This is a genomic window from Microbacterium oleivorans NBRC 103075 (assembly GCF_001552475.1).
Lineage (GTDB): Bacteria > Actinomycetota > Actinomycetes > Actinomycetales > Microbacteriaceae > Microbacterium > Microbacterium oleivorans.
This window is the reverse complement of the sequence record NZ_BCRG01000011.1, coordinates 1-19,474: the sequence shown is the minus strand read 5'-3', so window position 1 is coordinate 19,474 and position 19,474 is coordinate 1. Positions and strand designations below refer to the sequence as shown.

17 protein-coding genes are annotated in these 19,474 nt (G+C 67.1%); 13 read left to right on the top strand and 4 right to left on the bottom strand.

The features are described 5' to 3' along the window. The first annotated feature begins 94 nt into the window (after window positions 1-94). Complete coding sequence (gene trpD, locus MO1_RS11115) at window positions 95-1,147, top strand: anthranilate phosphoribosyltransferase (protein WP_036308537.1); 1,053 nt, start codon at window positions 95-97, stop codon at window positions 1,145-1,147. A 7-nt stretch (window positions 1,148-1,154) separates the two neighbouring features. Continuing rightward, window positions 1,155-2,147, top strand: a complete 993-nt coding sequence (locus MO1_RS11110) for a PHP domain-containing protein (protein WP_060916060.1) — start codon at window positions 1,155-1,157, stop codon at window positions 2,145-2,147. A 4-nt stretch (window positions 2,148-2,151) separates the two neighbouring features. Here MO1_RS11110 and MO1_RS11105 read toward each other — a convergent pair whose 3' ends face one another. From MO1_RS11105 to MO1_RS14520, 3 genes are all read right to left on the bottom strand, one after another. Next, complete coding sequence (locus MO1_RS11105; RefSeq protein ID WP_060916059.1) at window positions 2,152-3,069, bottom strand: 5'-3' exonuclease; 918 nt, start codon at window positions 3,067-3,069, stop codon at window positions 2,152-2,154. Window positions 3,070-3,085: 16 nt separating this feature from the next. Next, on the bottom strand, window positions 3,086-3,751 hold the full coding sequence (locus MO1_RS11100) for a hypothetical protein (RefSeq protein ID WP_036308543.1): 666 nt from the start codon (window positions 3,749-3,751) through the stop codon (window positions 3,086-3,088). A gap of 215 nt (window positions 3,752-3,966) precedes the next feature. Continuing rightward, window positions 3,967-4,506: a hypothetical protein gene (locus MO1_RS14520; protein ID WP_081416907.1), complete on the bottom strand. Its 540-nt coding sequence runs from the start codon at window positions 4,504-4,506 to the stop codon at window positions 3,967-3,969. A gap of 192 nt (window positions 4,507-4,698) precedes the next feature. Between MO1_RS14520 and MO1_RS11095 the strand changes: the two genes are divergently transcribed. From MO1_RS11095 to uvrB, 6 genes are all read left to right on the top strand, one after another. Continuing rightward, window positions 4,699-5,016, top strand: a complete 318-nt coding sequence (locus tag MO1_RS11095; protein WP_306307183.1) for a YchJ family protein — start codon at window positions 4,699-4,701, stop codon at window positions 5,014-5,016. A gap of 147 nt (window positions 5,017-5,163) precedes the next feature. Beyond that, the gene (rpsA, locus tag MO1_RS11090) at window positions 5,164-6,615 is read left to right on the top strand and encodes a 30S ribosomal protein S1 (protein ID WP_036308544.1); all 1,452 of its coding nucleotides are present in this window, start codon (window positions 5,164-5,166) and stop codon (window positions 6,613-6,615) included. Window positions 6,616-6,778: 163 nt separating this feature from the next. Continuing rightward, the gene (locus tag MO1_RS11085; protein WP_036308546.1) at window positions 6,779-8,428 is read left to right on the top strand and encodes a sensor histidine kinase; all 1,650 of its coding nucleotides are present in this window, start codon (window positions 6,779-6,781) and stop codon (window positions 8,426-8,428) included. After that, window positions 8,425-9,612, top strand: coding sequence for a diguanylate cyclase (locus MO1_RS11080; RefSeq protein WP_036308549.1), 1,188 nt, complete (start codon window positions 8,425-8,427; stop codon window positions 9,610-9,612). The genes MO1_RS11085 and MO1_RS11080 overlap by 4 nt, the downstream gene beginning before the upstream one ends. 23 nt (window positions 9,613-9,635) lie before the next feature. Next, on the top strand, window positions 9,636-10,232 hold the full coding sequence (coaE, locus tag MO1_RS11075) for a dephospho-CoA kinase (RefSeq protein ID WP_036308550.1): 597 nt from the start codon (window positions 9,636-9,638) through the stop codon (window positions 10,230-10,232). A 59-nt stretch (window positions 10,233-10,291) separates the two neighbouring features. After that, on the top strand, window positions 10,292-12,373 hold the full coding sequence (gene uvrB / locus MO1_RS11070; RefSeq protein WP_060916058.1) for an excinuclease ABC subunit UvrB: 2,082 nt from the start codon (window positions 10,292-10,294) through the stop codon (window positions 12,371-12,373). A 12-nt stretch (window positions 12,374-12,385) separates the two neighbouring features. Here the strand turns inward: uvrB and MO1_RS14515 are convergent, their stop codons facing one another. Next, complete coding sequence (locus MO1_RS14515; protein ID WP_081416908.1) at window positions 12,386-12,622, bottom strand: hypothetical protein; 237 nt, start codon at window positions 12,620-12,622, stop codon at window positions 12,386-12,388. 40 nt (window positions 12,623-12,662) lie between these two features. Between MO1_RS14515 and MO1_RS11065 the strand changes: the two genes are divergently transcribed. The 5 genes from MO1_RS11065 to whiA all read left to right on the top strand — a co-directional run. Beyond that, a complete protein-coding gene (locus MO1_RS11065) occupies window positions 12,663-13,103 on the top strand; it encodes a MarR family winged helix-turn-helix transcriptional regulator (RefSeq protein ID WP_060916057.1) in 441 nt (146 codons plus the stop codon). Window positions 13,104-13,157: 54 nt separating this feature from the next. Next, entirely contained in the window at window positions 13,158-16,043 is a 2,886-nt protein-coding gene (gene uvrA / locus MO1_RS11060) for an excinuclease ABC subunit UvrA (RefSeq protein WP_036308556.1), read from the top strand. A gap of 1 nt (window position 16,044) precedes the next feature. After that, a complete protein-coding gene (gene uvrC / locus MO1_RS11055) occupies window positions 16,045-17,964 on the top strand; it encodes an excinuclease ABC subunit UvrC (protein WP_036308558.1) in 1,920 nt (639 codons plus the stop codon). A 33-nt stretch (window positions 17,965-17,997) separates the two neighbouring features. Continuing rightward, on the top strand, window positions 17,998-18,870 hold the full coding sequence (gene rapZ / locus MO1_RS11050) for an RNase adapter RapZ (protein WP_036308561.1): 873 nt from the start codon (window positions 17,998-18,000) through the stop codon (window positions 18,868-18,870). Between the two features lie 56 nt (window positions 18,871-18,926). Beyond that, a partial coding sequence (whiA, locus tag MO1_RS11045) for a DNA-binding protein WhiA (RefSeq protein ID WP_082724412.1) occupies window positions 18,927-19,474 on the top strand: 548 nt, incomplete at its 3' end.

Genomic DNA, 19,474 nt, shown 5'->3' with positions numbered 1-19,474 from the left:
ATTCCTGAAGGTACTTCTCTCTTTCCGCAGGATCGGCGGCGGCGATGGGCCCGCCGGGAGTCGTCTGCCAGAGTGCTGAGTAGGATCGGGGGTCATGGCGGACATGTACTCCTGGCCCGGGATTCTCACCACGGTGCTCGAGGGGAAGAACCTCAGTGTGTCCGAGTCGACCTGGGCCATGCGCCAGGTGATGCAGGGTGAAGCGACTCCGGCTCAGCTGGCAGGTTTCCTGGTGGGCCTGCGGGCCAAGGGGGAGACCGTCGATGAGATCGTGGGCTTCCGCGACGCCATCCTCGAAGCGGCGGTGCCCCTCCCGGTGCCGGCCGAGGTGCTCGACATCGTCGGGACGGGCGGCGATCGCTATGGGACCGTGAACGTGTCCACGACGGCCTCTGTGGTCGTGGCGGCCACCGGCATCCCGGTCGTCAAGCACGGAAACCGCGCATCGAGTTCCAAGTCGGGGTCGTCCGACGTGCTCGCCGCCCTCGGCGTGGATCTCACCCAATCGCCCGAGCGCGTCGCCGAGGTGCTCGGTGAGGTCGGGATCACGTTCGCGTTCGCGTCCGCATTCCACCCGGGCTTCCGCCACGCGGGTCCGACGCGCGCCGAACTCGGCATCCCGACGGTATTCAACTTCCTCGGCCCCCTCTGCAACCCGGCGCGTGCTGAAGCAAACGCGGTCGGAGTCGCGCATCTCGATCGCGTTCCGCTCATCACCGGTGTGTTCCAGACCCGCGGCGCGACGGCCCTGGTGTTCCGCGGTGACGACGGGATGGATGAGCTGACGACCACCGGGCACAGCCGTGTGTGGGAGATCAGTCGCGGCGACGTGCGCGAGCACGACCTCGACCCGCGGGATCTCGGCATTCCCCGGGCGGAGATCTCCGACCTCCTCGGCGGCGACGCGCAGCACAACGCGGGCATCGTCCGGCGGGTGCTCGACGGCGAAGCGGGACCGGTCCGCGACATCGTCCTCCTCAACGCTGCTGCGGGAATCGTGTCGTACCGGTTGTTCCAGGATGCCGCCGAGCTCCAGCGCCCCTTCGTGGAACGCCTCGCCGAGGCATACGGCGAAGCTGCTGCTGCTGTCGACGCGGGAGCGGCGGCGGCCAAGCTCGACGCCTGGGTCGCCGCCTCGGGACGCTGAGACGGCCATGGACCCGATCGAGGCGCTGACGGAGATCGCGGGGCTCCTCGAGCGCGATCGGGCGTCGCGGTACAAGTCGAAGGCGTTCCGAGTCGCCGCGCAGACCCTCACCGGTCTGACCCCGTCGGAGCGCGAGGATGTGCCGCGCCTCCGATCGCGGAAAGGTATCGGCGACTCGACGTTCGCCGTCATCACGGAGGCCCTGTCGGGACGGGTCCCGACGTACCTGGCCGAGCTCCGCGAGCGAGTTGCTCCTCCCGAGCCGTCTGGACTGCGCATCCAACTTCGAGGCGATCTGCACGCGCACTCGGAATGGTCCGACGGGCTGACATCGATCGATCTGATGGTCGACGCGGCTCGGGCTCTCGGGCACGAGTACCTGGCGCTGACCGACCACTCGCCGCGTCTGCGGGTCGCGCACGGGTTGTCGCCGGAGCGACTCCGCGAGCAGCTGGAACTCCTCCCGGCCTTCGGGGACGACACCTTCACACTGCTCAGTGGTATCGAGGTCGACATCCTCGACGATGGATCGCTCGACCAAGAGGACGAGCTCTTGCGAGCACTCGACGTCGTCGTCGCGTCGGCTCACTCGGCTTTGCGGATGGAGCGGGCGCCGATGACGCGGCGGCTGGTGGCGGCGGCATCCGATTCTCGCGTCGATGTCCTCGGTCACGTCACCGGCCGCCTCGTCTCTGGCGCCCGCGGGACGCGTCCGCCGTCAGTCTTCGACGCGAGGGCCGTGTTCGAGGCGTGCGCGGAGCACGGGACTGCGGTGGAGATCAACTCACGGCCCGAGCGTGAAGATCCGCCGGACGACCTGCTGGCGCTCGCGATCGAGATCGGATGCCTGTTCTCAATCGACTCGGATGCGCACGCCCCGGGTCAGCTGTCGCTCCTGGATCACGGCGCCGCGCGTGCGGAACGGGCTGGTGTGCCGGCCGATCGCATCATCACGACGTGGCCGCTGACCCGCTTGCGTGAGTGGAAGGCGACGCGCTGAGCCGTTAGGCCTGAGCCGTCAGTGCGGCGGCGGCACGCTTTGCGGATGACCCCAGTGACCAGGTGTCGGCCAGCTGAGTCACGGCGTCGTCATCCGGAGCGGAGATGCGCGAGTCGACGTCGGGCAGATCGAGTGTCCGAACGACTTCGACCACGCGCGGTGCCACGTCGAGATATTCGGCGGCGGCCAAGATCTTCGCCCTGACTCCTGCGCTCATTCCCTCACCGGCGTCGGCTGCTCGCCGGATGCCGGCGAGGTCGCCGTGAGCGGCGAGAAGTGTGGCCGCCGTTTTCTCACCCACGCCTGCGACACCGGGCAGACCGTCCGACGCGTCGCCGCGCATGGCGGCGAAGTCCGCGTACTGGGAGGGGAGGACTCCGTACTTGCTGACGACGACCTCGTCGGTCAGGACCTCGAGCTTGCTCATCCCGCGACCGGTGTAGATCACGCGGACGCCGCGGGAGTCGTTGACGAGTTGGAACAGGTCGCGGTCGCCGGTGATGACGTCGACGGGGGTCGTACTCGTGGAGGCGAGCGTGCCGATGACGTCATCCGCCTCGTGTTCGGCTGCGCCGACGATCGGGATGCCGAGCGTGCCGAGGGCTTCGCGGATCACGGGGACCTGGAGCTCCAGTGGATCCGGTACTTCCTCGATGTCCGGCGCGGAGTCGACCGCTTCGGCGACGCGGTGCGTCTTGTACGAGGGGATGAGGTCGACACGCCACTGCGGACGCCAATCGTCGTCCCAGCAGGCGATCACGTGAGTCGGCTCGTACGTCGCGACCAGTTTCGCGATCATGTCGAGGAAGCCGCGGACGGCGTTCACCGGACGGCCGTCCGCCGCCTTGACCGTGTCGGGCACTCCATAGAAGGCACGGAAGTAGAGGCTCGCGGAATCCAACAGCATGAGGCGTTCGGTCACGCGCTCATCCTCGCACTCAGCACCCCGGGCCGCGCGGGTCTTCGGTGCAGGTGCGTTCGACGAGGGCGGTGTCGACGTCGACGATCCTGACAACGGTGGTCGGTGTGGCGAGTTCCAACAGTCCCGCGATCGGGAACCAGCCTCCGCCGGCGTCGGCCTCGGCTGCGTAGCGGATCGTCACGCCGACCTCGTACTCGCCGGGCTCTCCGTAGCTGTGACTCGTGTCGGTCACCGTGAACTGCGGTGCGTCGAGGTCTTCCCAGGAGGTGCCCGGTGTCGTCGTCTCCTGGCGGGTGCCGTCGCCGTAGTCGAAGACATAGGAAACGGGCGTGAATCGGACCGTCACCGGGATGTCGAAGATGTCGCCCGTCGCGGTGTGTTCGATCGCGTCGACGACGAAGTTCGTGGGCATTCCCACCACACCGACGCCGTCAGGTTCGCCCACGACGCGCGGTGGGTCCGGCGCGAACTCCGCGACGTCGTCGATGGTCGCGGTGGTCGGGTCCGGAACAGCGGGGGGAGGTGCGGGTTCGGTCGGCTGCTGATCGGCGGCCTCGGTCCCCGGTAGCGGCGCACCATCGGGGACGATGACGGCCCCCGCGCACGACGGGTCGAACGCGCACTCCGCAAGCCATTCGTCTCGCGTCCGGTTGCCGGGATAGAACGCGTCGGGGTCGCGCACCGGGGGAGGGGTAGTCGTCGAGCCGCCGCCTCGGCCGCCGCCGTTGGAGCTGCGCGAGGGTAGGTCTACCGGCATGGACTCGCCGCGGGTGGCACCAATCGAGACGGAAGAGCCGTTGTTGCTCGTCTCGCAGGTTGTCCAGACGGACTCAGCCGTGCAGCCCGCACTGCTGCCGGTCCCCCCAGCTAGAAGGAGTTGTGCGCTCAGGCCGATGGCTACCCACACGGCTGGTCACTCAACGCTTCGCTCTGAGAGATCACGAGTTGCCGCGGTGCCGACGGGTTTTTAGTGAGCTCAATCGCGAGCAGCTGGCGATCATTGCGTCCCTCAGGGACAACCGAACTCCCTGAGGCGTCGACTATGTCGACGTCCGTTACATCCAGACAGACATTGACGGTCACCGTTGATGTCTCGGGATCGGCATTCACGCGATTGATCTTTTTCACCTTCGTGACTCCTCGCTTCTCGAGCAACTCTGCGTGGAGATTTGTCAGCTCTTTTTTTGAGCCGTTGAGCGCGCTTCCATCGAGCAGCGCGTACACCGGCTCAAACGTCGCAGGATCCGACAGATCCACCTTGTTCAACGCATCCACGTACGCGCGATAGGTCGCCTCCGCCGCGGCGAATGCCTCTTCCTTCGACGCGAAGCCGGTCGGCGACGGTGTGGGAGTAGGAGCGGCGGCAGGGGTGCACGCAGAAAGGGCGACGGCGAGGGTGACCGTTGCTACCAGTACCGCGGAACGTCGAGCGATCATGCGACCAAAATAACGAAGGGATGCGCCTCCTCCGCGGGTTCTCCACAGCGCGTAGGCTCGCGCCGTTGATCGTGAGGTGTGGGGAGGACCATGTCATTCGGAGCTGCGGCATCCGCTCACCGAGGGCGTCGGCCTGCGCTCGGCGAGCCCTGCCCGTGTGGGAGGCGTGCGTTCGGTACGTGTTGCGGGCCCGTGCTCGAGGGACGACCAGCCGAGACCCCCGAAGACCTCATGAGATCGCGCTACACGGCGTTCGCCCTCGGAGACGCGCGACACCTGGCCGACACGTGGTTCCCCGCGACGCGCCCCGACGATCTGATGCTCGACGCCGGGACCTCGTGGACGCGGCTCGAGGTCCTCGGCGCGGAGACGGACCCGGACGGCCGAACAGGACGCGTGAGATTCCGCGCGCACTGGCGGGAAGCGGGGACGGGGGAGACGGGTGTGCTGGTGGAAGACAGTCGATTCGTCAGACGCTCCGGCCGCTGGTATTACGTCCGCGCCCTCTGATACTCTGGAGCGTCGCACGCGTGGCTCTTGAGCCATGCCCGCGCGGCATCGCAACATCAACCACTCTGCCTCGATCGGCTGCCGCACGTCCTCGTGTGGATGAGTCCCGAGGCCCGATTACAACACCATCCAAGGACAACCCCCTACATGACTAACGCAACGACCGCCCCGGCCACCAAGCAGGTCGCCATCAACGACATCGGATCTGCTGAGGACTTCCTGGCCGCGGTCGAATTGACCCTGAAGTTCTTCAACGACGGAGACCTCATCGAGGGCACCGTCGTCAAGATCGATCGCGACGAGGTCCTCCTCGACGTCGGCTACAAGACCGAGGGTGTCATCCCCTCTCGCGAGCTGTCGATCAAGCACGACGTCGACCCCAACGAGGTCGTCAACGTCGGCGACCAGGTCGAGGCCCTCGTTCTCCAGAAGGAGGACAAGGAAGGCCGTCTGATCCTCTCCAAGAAGCGCGCACAGTACGAGCGTGCATGGGGTGACGTCGAGAAGATCAAGGAGAACGACGGTGTTGTCACCGGCTCCGTCATCGAGGTCGTCAAGGGTGGTCTCATCGTCGACATCGGTCTTCGCGGCTTCCTGCCCGCGTCGCTCATCGAGCTCCGCCGTGTTCGTGACCTGACGCCGTACCTCGGCCAGGAGATCGAGGCGAAGATCCTCGAGCTCGACAAGAACCGCAACAACGTCGTCCTCTCGCGCCGCGCACTGCTCGAGCAGACGCAGTCCGAGTCGCGCTCGAACTTCCTCAACAACCTCCACAAGGGTCAGGTCCGCAAGGGCACCGTCTCGTCGATCGTCAACTTCGGTGCGTTCGTCGACCTCGGTGGCGTCGACGGTCTCGTCCACGTCTCGGAGCTCTCGTGGAAGCACATCGAGCACGCATCCGAGGTCGTCGAGGTCGGCCAGGAGGTCACCGTCGAGATCCTCGAGGTCGACCTCGACCGCGAGCGCGTCTCCCTGTCGCTCAAGGCGACGCAGGAGGACCCGTGGCAGGTCTTCGCCCGCACCCACGCAATCGGTCAGGTTGCTCCGGGCAAGGTCACCAAGCTCGTTCCGTTCGGCGCGTTCGTCCGCGTCGCAGACGGCATCGAGGGCCTCGTGCACATCTCCGAGCTGTCTGGCAAGCACGTCGAGCTCGCCGAGCAGGTCGTCTCCGTCGGTGAAGAGGTCTTCGTCAAGATCATCGACATCGACCTCGAGCGTCGCCGCATCTCGCTCTCGCTGAAGCAGGCCAACGAGTCGGTCGACCCCAACGGCACCGAGTTCGACCCGGCCCTGTACGGCATGGTCACCGAGTACGACGAAAACGGCGAGTACAAGTACCCCGAGGGCTTCGACTCCGAGACCAACCAGTGGAAGGAAGGCTTCGACGAGGCCCGCCTTGCCTGGGAGGCCGAGTACGCCGCAGCTCAGGGTCGCTGGGAAGCCCACAAGGCTGCCGTCGCCAAGGCCCTCGAGGCCGAGGCTGCCGCTCCGGCCGACTCGGGCTCGTCGTCCTTCTCGTCCGAGGTCTCGAACGGCGCGGGCACCCTCGCTGACGACGAGGCACTGGCTGCTCTTCGTGAGAAGCTGTCCGGTCGCTGATCGACAACACCTGAATCGAGGGGTCGGAGCCACGTGCTCCGGCCCCTCGGTCGTTCCCGCGGCGTAGGCCGCGCCGCCCGCCGCCCGGTAACGTGCAGGTGTGGCGCAAGAGCACGAGAGATCGACCGCAGATCGATCGCCGTCCCGACGGACGGGACCGCGGATGCATCGATTCTTCGACGCGCCGCGACGGCAGCTCCCTCTGACGGAGCTCCGCGACCGCGTTGCAGCCAACAACCAGCTGCTCCTCACCGGTATCGTCGCCGCGATCTTCCTCTCGGGAATCCCAAGCGGGTGGTTGGCTGACGCCCCGGAGTTCGCCCCGGGCGCCGTGATCGTGGTCGTGGCGGCTGTGGCGAGCCTGGCGGTCCCCTGGTCTCGGCTCCACCCCTCGTGGGTTGCGATCATCCCCCTCCTCGACATCGTGGCCATCGGTCTCATGCGGACATCGGACGTGCCGGGGATCGGGCTGCTCTGGGCGTTCCCGACGATGTGGCTGTCTTCCATGGGGCGGCTGGGGTTCATCGCGGCGTGCGTCGGGTCGATCAGCGCTTACTGGATCGCCCTGCTGTTCGTGCCCGACTTCCAGCTCACGTGGGCTGTCATCGTCCTTCCTGCGGTCGTCATCGCGATCGGGGCTTCCACGTACAACGCCACGCGACGCTTCCTCGCGCAGCGCGCCCTGCTCGACCGGCAGGCGGAACGCCTCACCGCGGCGCTGCGCCACGCGAGCCGCCAGGAGCAGCTCCTGACCGAGGTTCTCGACACCGTCGATTTCGGGGTGCTGCGCGTCGGCGCCGACGGCGAGATCACCTTCGTCAACGACGCGCTCGGCCGGTTCCAGCAGCGCATCCCGGGATTCGGGAGGGTCGACGGAGTTGAGCAGATCTTCGCCGCCGACGGCGAAACGCCTCTCTCCGCCGAAGATCGCCCGCTCGCGCGCATCCTGCGCGGAGAGAGCTTCAGCGATGTGGTGGTCTGGTACGCGGTCTCCGACTCGCGTCGTGCGGCACTGAGCCTGACGGCTCGACGGATGAGGGATACCGACGGTGATCCCGCAGGCGTGGTCTTGGTGGCCCGCGACGTCACCGATGAGCGCACCGCGCTGAAAGCTCGCGACAGTCTCGTCGCCTCCGTGTCACACGAGCTGCGGACCCCGTTGACCTCGATCATCGGATACCTCGAACTGGTCCTCGACACCGAAGACGTCCCCGAGACCGTGCACCGCCAAGTGGATGTGGCCTACCGCAACAGCGAGCGACTGCTCAGCATCGTGTCGGGGATCCTCGCTGCCTCGACCGCCTCGAGGATGTCGGCCGAGGTGACTGTGTCACCGGTCCTCCACGACCTCGGCGCGGTGGTGCGGGCCGCGGCATCCGATCTTGCTCCTGTCGCGCGCGAGCGAGCCATTCGTGTCGACACGACCGATGTGGCGGACACGCCGGCGTTCATCGATCCGGGCCGCATCCGCCAGGTGGTCGACAACCTCCTGAGTAACGCCATCAAGTTCAACAGGGACGGTGGGTCGATCACACTGAGCAGTTCGACGGACGGTGACGTCTCGTGGTTCCTCGTCCGTGACACCGGGATCGGGCTGTCACCGGAGGATCAGGAGCGCCTGTTCGAGCGGTTCTTCCGCGCCGAATCCGGTGTTGCGGGGACCGGGCTCGGCTTGGCGATCAGTCGGGAGATCGTTCGCGCACACGATGGGGACATCACCGTCTCGTCGACGAAGGGGACCGGCACGACGTTCATCGTCCGCCTTCCGGCCCACGCGACGCTCGAACCGGAAGCCACGGAGGCGGTGTCATGATGCTCGACCTCTTCTCCGTCACGGTGATGACCGCGATCGTCGCATTCGTTGCGACCGCCATCTTCGTGATCGAGACGCTGCGCCGTCGGGATGCCGGTGCCGGCCGCCTGTGGGCCGTCGCCTACCTCTGCGGCACGGTCACGACCTTCGCGTACATCTCCTGGGCGGCGGGCATCGGCGAAGAGGTCGCGATCGCGATCGGCAACGCCGCTTTCGCTATGACGCCGGCCTTCATGTGGCTCGGCAATCGTCGCTTCAATGACCGGCCGATCGTCTGGCAGTCCGTCGTCGCCGGGGTCCTCGCGGTGACCACCTTCCTGGCGGCGGTCATCCGGGTTCCGATCGAGGGGGAGTGGGGCGGATGGGCGGTCATGGCCGCACACATCGTCTTCTTCTTCCTGGCCGGTGGGTGGGAGGCGATGCGCCGCCCGATGGGTCGCATGGGCAACGCGCGACTGCTCACCGGAGTGCTGTTCGCCGCCGCCGTGTACTACGCGGCACGCCTCGGTGCCTTCGTCATCGACGGACCGGAGGGAACGTTCTTCCGCACCTGGTTCGGGTCGATCTCCGCGAACATCGCGACCATCGTGCTCACCATGGTCGCTGTGGTCGTGACGTCGATTCTCCGAGCGTCCAAGAGTGTGACCCAGCGGTACGAGTGGATCAGCGAGAACGGGGTCGCGGCCGACGGCATCCTGCTCCGACGGACCTACCGTGACGCGCTCGCGGCCATGGCGGAGCGCGCCGGATGGCGGCGCGAACTCGTCAGCGTGATCATCGTCCACGTCGACGGTCTCGACGAGATGGCCGCGGCGTTCGGCTCGGATGCCGCCGACGAACTCGCCGCGCAATGGCGCCGGTCCGTCCGGCGCCACGCCCCGGCATCCGCCTTCGTCGGCGAGGACGGGGACTCGACGCTGGCGGTCTGCGGCGTCGCGAGCACGGCTGCCGACGCGCGTCGTCAGGGGGCGGCCATCTACCGCGGGTGCATCGACGACCTCGCGGGCAACCCCACGGGGCTCCTGCCCGTGGTCGGAATCGGGATCGGGCTCACGGAGACCGTCGGATACGACACCGATCTGCTCATGGAATCCGCACGCGGTGCGGCGGTCCGCGCGTCACGGAGCCTCGAGGCATCCGTTCTCTTCGGAGGTCTCGATGAGGCGCGGTCGCACCTGACCTGAGCGGTCCGTGGCATCCTCGAAGGATGCCTCTCATCGCGCTGACCGGCGGAATCGCCTCGGGGAAATCCACCATCGCCCGGCGGCTCGCCGAGCACGGCGCGGTCATCGTCGACGCGGACGGCCTCGTGCGCGAAGTCCAGCGGCCCGGCTCCCCGGTGCTCGACGCGATCGCCGCCGAGTTCGGACAGGACGTGCTGACCTCGACCGGCGAGCTCGACCGGGCGGGACTCGCCTCCCGTGTCTTCGGTGATCCGGATGCCGTCGGTCGCCTCAACGCGATCGTCCACCCGGCCGTCCGCGATGAATCGGCGCGCCGCTTCCGTGCGGCCCTGGATGCGGATCCGGGGACGGTCGTCGTCTACGACGTGCCGCTCCTGCTGGAAGCGCGTGCGGAGGACCCGTGGGAGCTGGTCGTGGTCGCTCATGCTCCGGCGGCCCTTCGCCGGGAGCGACTGGTCGCACTGCGTGGCATGACCCCCGCAGATGCGGACGCGCGGTTGTCCGCCCAGGTGGACGACGAGCGACGGCTGGCGATCGCCGACGTCGTCATCGACACGGCCGGCGACATGGCCGACACCCTCGCCCAGACCGACGCCCTCTGGGTTCGACTCGCCCCCTGAGGCCCACGCCGACGGCGAACGCCGGAGCCTGTGTCGGAGGCCCGGCCTACGCTGGATCTATGCAGACCACGCGATCCGTCCGGCCGTTCGAGGTCGTCAGCGAGTACGTCCCGAGTGGTGATCAGCCGCAGGCGATCGCACAGCTCGCCGGCCGGATCAATGCGGGCGAGACGGACGTCGTCCTCCTCGGTGCCACGGGTACCGGTAAGTCCGCGACGACGGCCTGGCTGATCGAGCAGGTACAGCGTCCCACGCTCGTCCTTGCGCACAACAAGACCCTTGCCGCACAGCTGGCCAACGAGTTCCGCGACCTCATGCCCCACAATGCGGTCGAGTACTTCGTGAGCTATTACGACTACTACCAGCCCGAGGCGTACGTCCCGCAGACGGACACGTTCATCGAGAAGGATTCCTCGATCAACGCCGAGGTCGAGCGGCTCCGTCACTCGACGACCAACTCCCTGCTCAGCCGTCGCGACGTCGTCGTCGTGTCCACGGTCTCCTGCATCTACGGCCTCGGCGCGCCGGAGGAGTACCTCCGCGCAATGGTGGCCCTGCAGGTGGGGGAGCGGTATGACCGCGACGCTCTCATCCGCAAGTTCATCGCGATGCAGTACAACCGCAACGACGTCGACTTCTCGCGCGGGAACTTCCGTGTGCGCGGCGACACGATCGAGATCATCCCGGTGTACGAGGAGTACGCCGTGCGGATCGAGCTCTTCGGCGATGAGATCGAAGCGCTCTACATGTTGCATCCGCTTACGGGTGACATCGTCCAGAAGCTCGACAGTGTGCCGATCTTCCCGGCATCCCACTACGTCGCGGGGACCGACACGGTGCAGCGCGCCATCGGGACGATCGAGCACGAACTCGAGGAACGACTCAAGGAGTTCGAGTCTCAGGGCAAGCTCCTCGAAGCGCAGCGCCTGCGTATGCGTACGAGCTTCGACCTGGAGATGCTCCAGCAGCTCGGTTTCTGCTCGGGCATCGAGAACTACTCCCGTCACATGGACGGACGGATGCCGGGCGAAGCCCCACACACGCTGCTCGACTTCTTCCCCGACGACTTCCTCCTGGTCATCGACGAGTCCCACGTCACCGTGCCGCAGGTCGGTGCGATGTACGAGGGGGATGCCTCCCGCAAGCGCACGCTCGTCGACCACGGGTTCCGTCTGCCGAGCGCCATGGACAACCGCCCTCTCCGCTTCGACGAGTTCAAGCAGCGGATCGGTCAGACCGTCTACCTGTCGGCGACGCCGGGCCGGTACGAGATGGGGATCGCCGACGGCATCGTCGAGCAGATCATCCGTCCCACGGGCCTCGTGGACCCGGAGATCATCGTGAAGCCGTCGAAGGGTCAGATCGACGACCTCCTCGAGGAGATCCGTATCCGGGTCGAGCGGGACGAGCGCGTCCTCGTGACCACGCTGACGAAGAAGATGGCCGAGGAGCTCACCGACTTCCTGGGTGAGCACGGCGTGCGCGTCCGCTACCTGCATTCGGATGTCGACACCCTGCGCCGTGTCGAGCTGCTGACGGAGTTGCGGCAGGGCGTCTACGACGTACTCGTGGGCATCAACCTGCTTCGAGAGGGTCTCGACCTCCCCGAGGTGTCCCTGGTCGCCATTCTGGACGCCGACAAGGAGGGGTTCCTCCGCTCGGGTACCTCCCTCATCCAGACGATCGGACGAGCGGCTCGTAACGTCTCCGGCGAGGTTCACATGTACGCCGATCGGATCACCGACTCGATGGCTGCGGCAATCGAGGAGACCGACCGTCGTCGCGAGAAGCAGGTCGCCTACAACCTTGAGCACGGCATCGACCCGCAGCCGCTGCGCAAGAAGATCGCCGACATCACCGACGCCCTGGCGCGCGAGGCGAGCGACACCCGCGACATGATGGACAGCCGCAACAAGGGCAAGAACAAGTCCGGCAAGGGCAAGAGTCCGACACCGCAGCTGCGGCGGGAGGGGATCGCGGCCGAGGGTGCCAATCAGCTCGAAGCGACGATCGAGGACCTCACCCGCCAGATGCTCGCCGCCGCCGACGAATTGAAGTTCGAGCTTGCGGGTCGACTCCGAGACGAGGTGCAAGACCTCAAGAAAGAGCTGCGGGCGATGGAACGAGCCGGGCACGCCTGATCAGGCGTGCTGTCACGGGCAGTGGATGAGCGGGCGCTCGCCCGTCCGGTCGAAGGTGTGCTCCGACATGGGGTGCCCGCACAACGGACAGGCCCGCTCGGTGCGGATCGGCTCTGGTTCCGTCTCGTACGGCCCGACGGAAGCTGGCCCCGCGTAGCGGATGAGGCGGCTGTTCCACCAGGCGTAGAACCCGCCCGCTGCGCGGATCCGCTGACGCAGTGGTGGCCGTGATTCCCGTTCCTCATCCATATTGCTTAGTGTACTAACTATTAGAGGGATGAGGACTGGGATGGACGAGGACGCGCTGAAGCTGGAGAGCCAACTCTGCTTCGCGATCGTGACGGCTGCGCGAAACGTCGTCTCGATCTACCGACCCGTTCTCGAGCCGCTGGGGCTCACCCACCCGCAGTACCTCGTGATGCTCGCGCTCTGGGAGCGAGCGCCGCAATCGCTCTCCGAACTCGCCGCCACCCTCGCGGTCGAGCCCGCCAGCCTCTCCCCGACGATCAAGCGCCTGGAGGCCCAGGGACGGGTCATCCGGCGGCGCCGGGCGGCTGACGAGCGCGTGCTCGATATCGAACTGACCGACGAGGGACGTGCCCTGCGCGAGCGAGCACTCGATGTGCCCCGTCGGATCATGGAGCGCGTGGGCCTCGGCGTGGCAGATGTCGAACGGCTCCGAGACGGCCTCCAGCCCTTCGCCGGCGGTCGCACCACGCGCGCGGACTGATCGCCGGGAGCGAAGCCCGGAGCCCATGTCGGTGGCCCAACCTAGGATTGACCGGTGCCCATCGTCCCCGTTCCCCACGCCTCCAAACTGAGTGTCCGCGGCGCCCGCGTCCACAATCTGAAGAACGTCGACCTCGAGATTCCACGCGACTCGCTCGTCGTCTTCACCGGCCTGTCCGGCTCAGGGAAGTCCAGCCTCGCTTTCGACACGATCTTCGCCGAGGGGCAGCGCCGGTACATCGAGTCGCTCAGCTCCTACGCTCGCCAGTTCCTGGGACAGGTGGAGCGGCCTGACGTGGACTTCATCGAGGGGCTCAGCCCCGCGGTGTCCATCGACCAGAAGTCGACCAACCGCAACCCGCGCTCGACCGTGGGCACCATAACCGAGATCAACGACTACATGCGCTTGCTGTGGGCGCGGGTCGGGGTGCCGCACTGCCCTGAGTGCGGCGAGCGCATTCAGCGTCAGACGGTCCAGCAGATCGCCGATCAGCTCATGGAACTGCCCGAGCGCACCCGGTATCAGGTTGTCGCTCCTGTCGTCTCGCAGAAGAAGGGCGAGTTCGTCGACCTCTTCAAGGAGCTCTCGGCCAAGGGGTACGCACGCGCGATCGTCGACGGTGAGACCGTCCAACTGGCCGAGCCGCCGACACTCAAGAAGAGCTACAAGCACGACATCGCCGTGGTCGTCGACCGCCTGGTGGCGAGCCCCGACATCCTCAGCCGGGTGACCGACTCGGTGGAGACGGCACTCGGTCTGGCGGGCGGCATCCTGCAGATCAACTTCGTCGACGAAGAGGGCGACGACGCCTGGCAGAACTACAGCGAGAAGCTCGCCTGCCCCAACGGGCACGCGCTCCAGCTCACCGAGATCGAGCCGCGCACATTCTCCTTCAACGCGCCGTTCGGTGCGTGCCCCGCGTGCTCCGGCCTCGGCACCCGCATGTCCGTCGACACGGAACTCCTGCTCGGCGACGAGGAGCTCTCCATCGCGGAGGGCGTCATCGTGCCGTGGACCACCCAGGGCAAGGGCCTGTTCCAGTACTACGAGCGTCTGCTGATCGGTCTGGCCGACGACCTCGGCTTCTCGCTCGACACGCCCTGGAAGAAGCTCCCCACCGAGATTCAGGATGCCGTCCTCTCGGGTGAGAACTACAAGGTCACGGTCAAGTGGAAGAACCGCTACGGCCGTGAGATGCGCTACGCGTCCGGCTTCGAGGGGGTCATCCCGTACATCGAGCGGCAGTTCAGCCAGGCCGAGACCGACACGCAGCGACAGCGCTGGGCGGAGTTCCTCCGCGAGGTGCCCTGCCCCGTCTGCAACGGCGACCGTCTGAAGCCCGAGGTGCTTTCCGTCCTTGTGCACGGGCACTCCATCGCGGATGCCTCCCGTCTGAGCCTCGGCGAGGCGCAGGAGTTCTTCGCCGACCTGTCGCTCACCGACCGTGAGGCGATGATCGCCGCGGCGGTGCTGCGCGAGATCCGTGCGCGCCTCGACTTCCTCATCCAGGTCGGGCTCAACTACCTGAGCCTCAGCCGTGCAGCCGGATCGCTCTCCGGCGGCGAGGCGCAGCGCATCCGACTGGCCACGCAGATCGGTTCCGGCCTTACGGGGGTCCTGTACGTCCTCGATGAGCCGTCGATCGGTCTGCACCAGCGCGACAACCGTCGCCTCATCGAGACGCTCGTGCGTCTCAAGAGCCTGGGCAACACGCTCGTCGTGGTCGAGCACGATGAGGAGACCATCCACGCGGCCGACTGGATCGTCGACATCGGCCCGCGCGCCGGCGTCGAGGGCGGCAACGTCGTGCACTCCGGACCGGTCGACCAGCTGCTGACGGAGGAGGAGTCCATCACGGGCGCCTACCTCAGCGGCCGACGCGCGATCGCGATGCCGAAGAAGCGTCGGAAAATCGACAAGAACCGTCAGCTGCGGGTCGTCGGGGCACGTGCGAACAACCTGCAGAACGTGACCGTCGACTTCCCCCTCGGCGTCCTCACCGCCGTCACCGGCGTGAGCGGGTCGGGCAAGTCGTCTCTCGTCAACGGCATCCTGTACGAGGTCCTGGCGACCAAGCTCAACGGCGCCCGTCGCGTGGCGGGCAAGCACACTCGGGTGACCGGTCTCGAGCACCTCGACAAGGTGGTGCACGTCGACCAGGCGCCCATCGGCCGCACGCCGCGCTCGAACCCCGCCACCTACACGGGCGTGTTCGACCGGATCCGTTCCCTCTTCGCCGAGACGAACGAGGCGAAGGCTCGCGGCTACCAGCCCGGTCGGTTCAGCTTCAACGTCAAGGGGGGCCGCTGCGAGGCGTGCTCGGGCGATGGAACCATCAAGATCGAGATGAACTTCCTGCCCGACGTCTACGTCGACTGCGAGGTGTGCCACGGTCAGCGCTACAACCGCGACACCCTGACGGTGCACTACAAGGGCAAGAACATCGCCGAGGTCCTCAACATGCCGATCGCTGAGGCGGCGGAGTTCTTCGAGCCCATCCAGGCCATCCACCGCTTCCTCAAGACGCTCGTCGATGTCGGGCTCGGCTACGTCCGACTCGGGCAGTCGGCGACCACGCTGTCGGGGGGCGAGGCGCAGCGCGTCAAGCTCGCCACCGAGCTGCAGCGCCGCTCCAACGGTCGCACCATCTACGTGCTCGACGAGCCGACAACGGGCCTTCACTTCGAGGATGTCCAGCGGCTCCTCGAAGTCCTCAACAGCCTGGTCGACAAGGGGAATTCAGTGCTCGTCATCGAGCACAACCTCGACGTGATCAAGTCGTCCGACTGGGTCATCGACCTGGGCCCTGAAGGTGGCTCGGGCGGCGGCACCATCGTCGCGACCGGAACACCGGAGCAGGTCGCGGCCGTACCGGACAGTCACACGGGGCAGTTCCTCGCCGAGCTCCTGGATGTGGCGCCCGCGCGCAAGGCGGGCTGACGTGGCATCCGCTCTGCCGTACAAGCCGAAGCCGGGGGAGATTCCCACCGACCCCGGCGTGTACCGCTTCCTCGACAGCGACGGGCGCATCCTGTACGTCGGCAAGGCGAAGAACCTCCGGGCTCGGCTCTCGAACTACTTCGCCCCGTTGCACACGCTCCACGAGCGCACCCGTCGGATGGTGACGACGGCGTCGAAGGTGGAGTGGACCGTCGTGGCGACCGACATCGACTCGCTGCAGCTCGAGTACACGTGGATCCAGGAGTATTCGCCGCCGTTCAACGTGCGGTACAAGGATGACAAGTCCTACCCCTATATGGCGGTGACGCTTGCTGATGAGGCGCCACGCGTGATCGTGACGCGCAATCGCCGCATCCGTGGTGCGAAGTACTTCGGGCCGTATCCGAAGGTCTGGGCTGTCCACGACACGATCGATCAGCTCATCAAGGTCTTCCCGATCCGCACCTGCAGCGACTCGTCCTACAAGAAGGCCATGGCCTCTGGTCGGCCGTGCTTCCCGGGCCAGATCGGTCGCTGCGGAGGCCCCTGTTCGATGAAGGTGACGATCGAGGAGCACCGCGCGATCGTCGACGACTTCATCGCCTTCATGTCGGGTAGCGACAAGCAGTACACGAAGCGGATGCAGGCGCGCATGCGCGAGGCGGCGGCGGCGATGGACTACGAGAGCGCCGCGTCGTACCGGGACAAGCTGCAGGCACTCGACGCTGTCCTCAATCGCAGCGCACTGGTGTTGAGCGAGGACACGGATGCCGACCTCTTCGGCGTCGCGGAGGACGAGCTCTCCGCGGCAGTCCAGCACTTCATCGTCCGCGGCGGCCGGGTGCGCGGAGTGCGTGCCACCACGATCGACAAGGAACTCGATATCTCGGGCCCCGACCTCGTCGATCAGATCCTCCAGCGCGCCTACGGCGCTGCCGGCGCGGACGACATCCCGCGGCAGGTCCTCGTCCCGACGCTGCCCGATGACTCGGCGGAACTGGAGGAGTGGCTGCAGTCCCGGCGCGGCAAGAAGGTGACCGTGCAGATCGCCCAACGCGGCCAGAAGGCCGATCTCATGCGTACGGCGACCCTCAACGCCCAGCAGGCCCTCATGCTGCACAAGACCCGCCGCACGAGCGACTACACGTCGCGCACCAAGGCACTGACCGACCTGCAAGAAGCGCTCGGCATGACCGAGGCGCCGCTGCGGATCGAGTGCTTCGACGTCTCCCACCTCGGCGGGACGGGTGTCGTCGCGTCAATGGTCGTGTTCGAGGACGGACTACCCCGCAAAGACCAGTACCGCTCCTTCTCCGTCAGCGAGACCACCGACGACACCGACTCGATGTACCAGGTCCTCACCCGACGGCTCGCGCACATCGACAGGGACGAGGCCGAGCAGGAGGCCATCGACCCGATGGCGGACGGCGAAGTGGATGCCACGCGCAAGCGCCCGCGCTTCGCGTACCGCCCGCAACTGCTGCTCGTCGACGGCGGCCAGCCCCAGGTTCAAGCGGCAGCGCGCGCACTCCGCGACGCCGGCCACGAGGAGATCGCACTGTGCGGCATCGCGAAGCGTCTCGAAGAGGTGTGGCTTCCTCACGACGACTTCCCCGTGATCCTGCCGAGGTCGTCCGAGGCGCTGTATCTCCTGCAGCGGCTCCGCGACGAAGCGCACCGGTTCGCCATCACCCACCAGCGGAAGAAGCGCGGGCGGGACATCACGTCCGTCCTGGCGGAAGTGCCGGGTTTGGGGGATGCACGGATCAAGGCGCTCCTGCGCCACTTCGGATCGGTCAGCAGACTCAAGCAGGCGACTCCTGAGGAGATCCAGGACCTCCCCGGCATCGGCCCGCGGCTCGCGACGAGCATCCATTCGCATCTCGCGGTCGGTTCGGTGGCGAGCGGGTCGGATGGTTAGTCTGGTCGAACACGCGTGAAGGGCGGGGCAGGCATGGACGGCCAGACGACGGGCGAGGTCCTGATCGTCACCGGTATGTCCGGGGCCGGTCGCACCACCGCGGCGAACGCGCTCGAAGACCTCGACTGGTACGTGGTCGACAACCTGCCGCCGCAGATGCTCTCGCACCTGTTGGATCTGACGGCTCTCGCGGCGGATGCGCTGCCGAAGGTCGCCGCCGTCGTCGATGTCCGCGGACGCCAGCTGTTCGGCGAGCTGCCCTCGGTCACCCGCTCGCTGCGCGATGGCCGGCAGCTGCGGGTCCTGTTCCTCGATGCCTCCGATGAGGTGCTGGTCCGCCGGTTCGAGGCCGTGCGGCGACCGCATCCTCTCCAGGGCCAAGGCACCATTCTCGACGGCATTCGACGGGAGCGCGAGCGCGTCGCGGCGATCCGTGAAGCGGCTGACGTCATCGTCGACACGAGCGGGCTGAACATCCATCAGCTGGCGAACCGCATCGTCGATCTGTTCAGCGCCGAAGGCGATGCGCGGCACACGGTCTCGGTGATGAGTTTCGGATTCAAATACGGACTGCCCCCCGACGTCGATCTGGTCGCAGACATGCGCTTCTTGCCGAACCCCTATTGGGAGCCGTCGTTGCGCGCCCTCACAGGGGAGGACGAAGCGGTGCGGGAGTTCGTACTCGGGCAGAACGGAGCGCGCGAGTTCATCGATGCCTACGCCACTGCGCTTCGCCCCGTGATGCAGGGGTATCAGCGGGAGAACAAGCGGCACTCCGTGGTTGCGGTCGGGTGCACCGGGGGAAAGCACCGTTCGGTCGTGACCGCGATCGAATTGGCGCAACGTCTGGCTGAGGAGCCGGGCGTCGCGGTCAGGGTCACGCACCGTGACCTGGGTCGCGAGTGAGCGGTGCCCGAGTAAGCTGATCCTTTGTCCCCGATCGCCCCCACTGAAGGATCGCCGTGCCGCTGACTGCTGACGTGAAGACGGAACTCACCTCGGTCCGTGATCCTCGGCCGACGGCTCGCGTCGCCGAGCTGACCACGATCCTCCGGTTCTCGGGCGGCCTGCACTCCATCGCCGGTCGCGTGGCTGTCGAGGCGGAGGTCGAGACCGATGTCCTCGCCCGCCGAGTGGCCCGTGACCTCGTGGAGATCTACGGAGTCCGTCCCGAACTCGCGCACGTGCAGTCCTCCGGTGGTCGGACCGCGAACCTGGTTGCCGTCCGCGTCATCGAAGGCGGCGAGACGCTCGCCCGCCAGACCGGGCTGCTCGACAACCGACGCCGTCCCGTCCGCGGTTTGCCGAACAAGTTGACGACGGGTGCCCGTCCTGATCTGGCAGCCGTCTGGCGGGGCGCATTCCTCGCCTCCGGCACCCTGTCGGACCCGGGTCGTTCCGCCGCTCTCGAGGTCTCCTGCCCGTCGGGAGAGGCGGCCATGGCGCTCGTGGGCGCCGCTCACCGGCTCGGCATCGCCGCCAAGGCCCGGGAGGTCCGCGGCGTGCCCCG

Bases quoted from the DNA above. Each gene is read 5' to 3' on its own strand.
- coaE (WP_036308550.1), top strand. From the start codon at position 9,636: ATGCCTCTCATCGCGCTGACCGGCGGAATCGCCTCGGGGAAATCCACC.
- MO1_RS11110 (WP_060916060.1), top strand. From the start codon at position 1,155: ATGGACCCGATCGAGGCGCTGACGGAGATCGCGGGGCTCCTCGAGCGC.
- MO1_RS14520 (WP_081416907.1), bottom strand. From the start codon at position 4,506: ATGATCGCTCGACGTTCCGCGGTACTGGTAGCAACGGTCACCCTCGCC.
- MO1_RS14515 (WP_081416908.1), bottom strand. From the start codon at position 12,622: ATGGATGAGGAACGGGAATCACGGCCACCACTGCGTCAGCGGATCCGC.
- trpD (WP_036308537.1), top strand. From the start codon at position 95: ATGGCGGACATGTACTCCTGGCCCGGGATTCTCACCACGGTGCTCGAG.
- uvrB (WP_060916058.1), top strand. From the start codon at position 10,292: ATGCAGACCACGCGATCCGTCCGGCCGTTCGAGGTCGTCAGCGAGTAC.
- rpsA (WP_036308544.1), top strand. From the start codon at position 5,164: ATGACTAACGCAACGACCGCCCCGGCCACCAAGCAGGTCGCCATCAAC.
- MO1_RS11080 (WP_036308549.1), top strand. From the start codon at position 8,425: ATGATGCTCGACCTCTTCTCCGTCACGGTGATGACCGCGATCGTCGCA.
- MO1_RS11065 (WP_060916057.1), top strand. From the start codon at position 12,663: ATGGACGAGGACGCGCTGAAGCTGGAGAGCCAACTCTGCTTCGCGATC.
- rapZ (WP_036308561.1), top strand. From the start codon at position 17,998: ATGGACGGCCAGACGACGGGCGAGGTCCTGATCGTCACCGGTATGTCC.
- MO1_RS11085 (WP_036308546.1), top strand. From the start codon at position 6,779: ATGCATCGATTCTTCGACGCGCCGCGACGGCAGCTCCCTCTGACGGAG.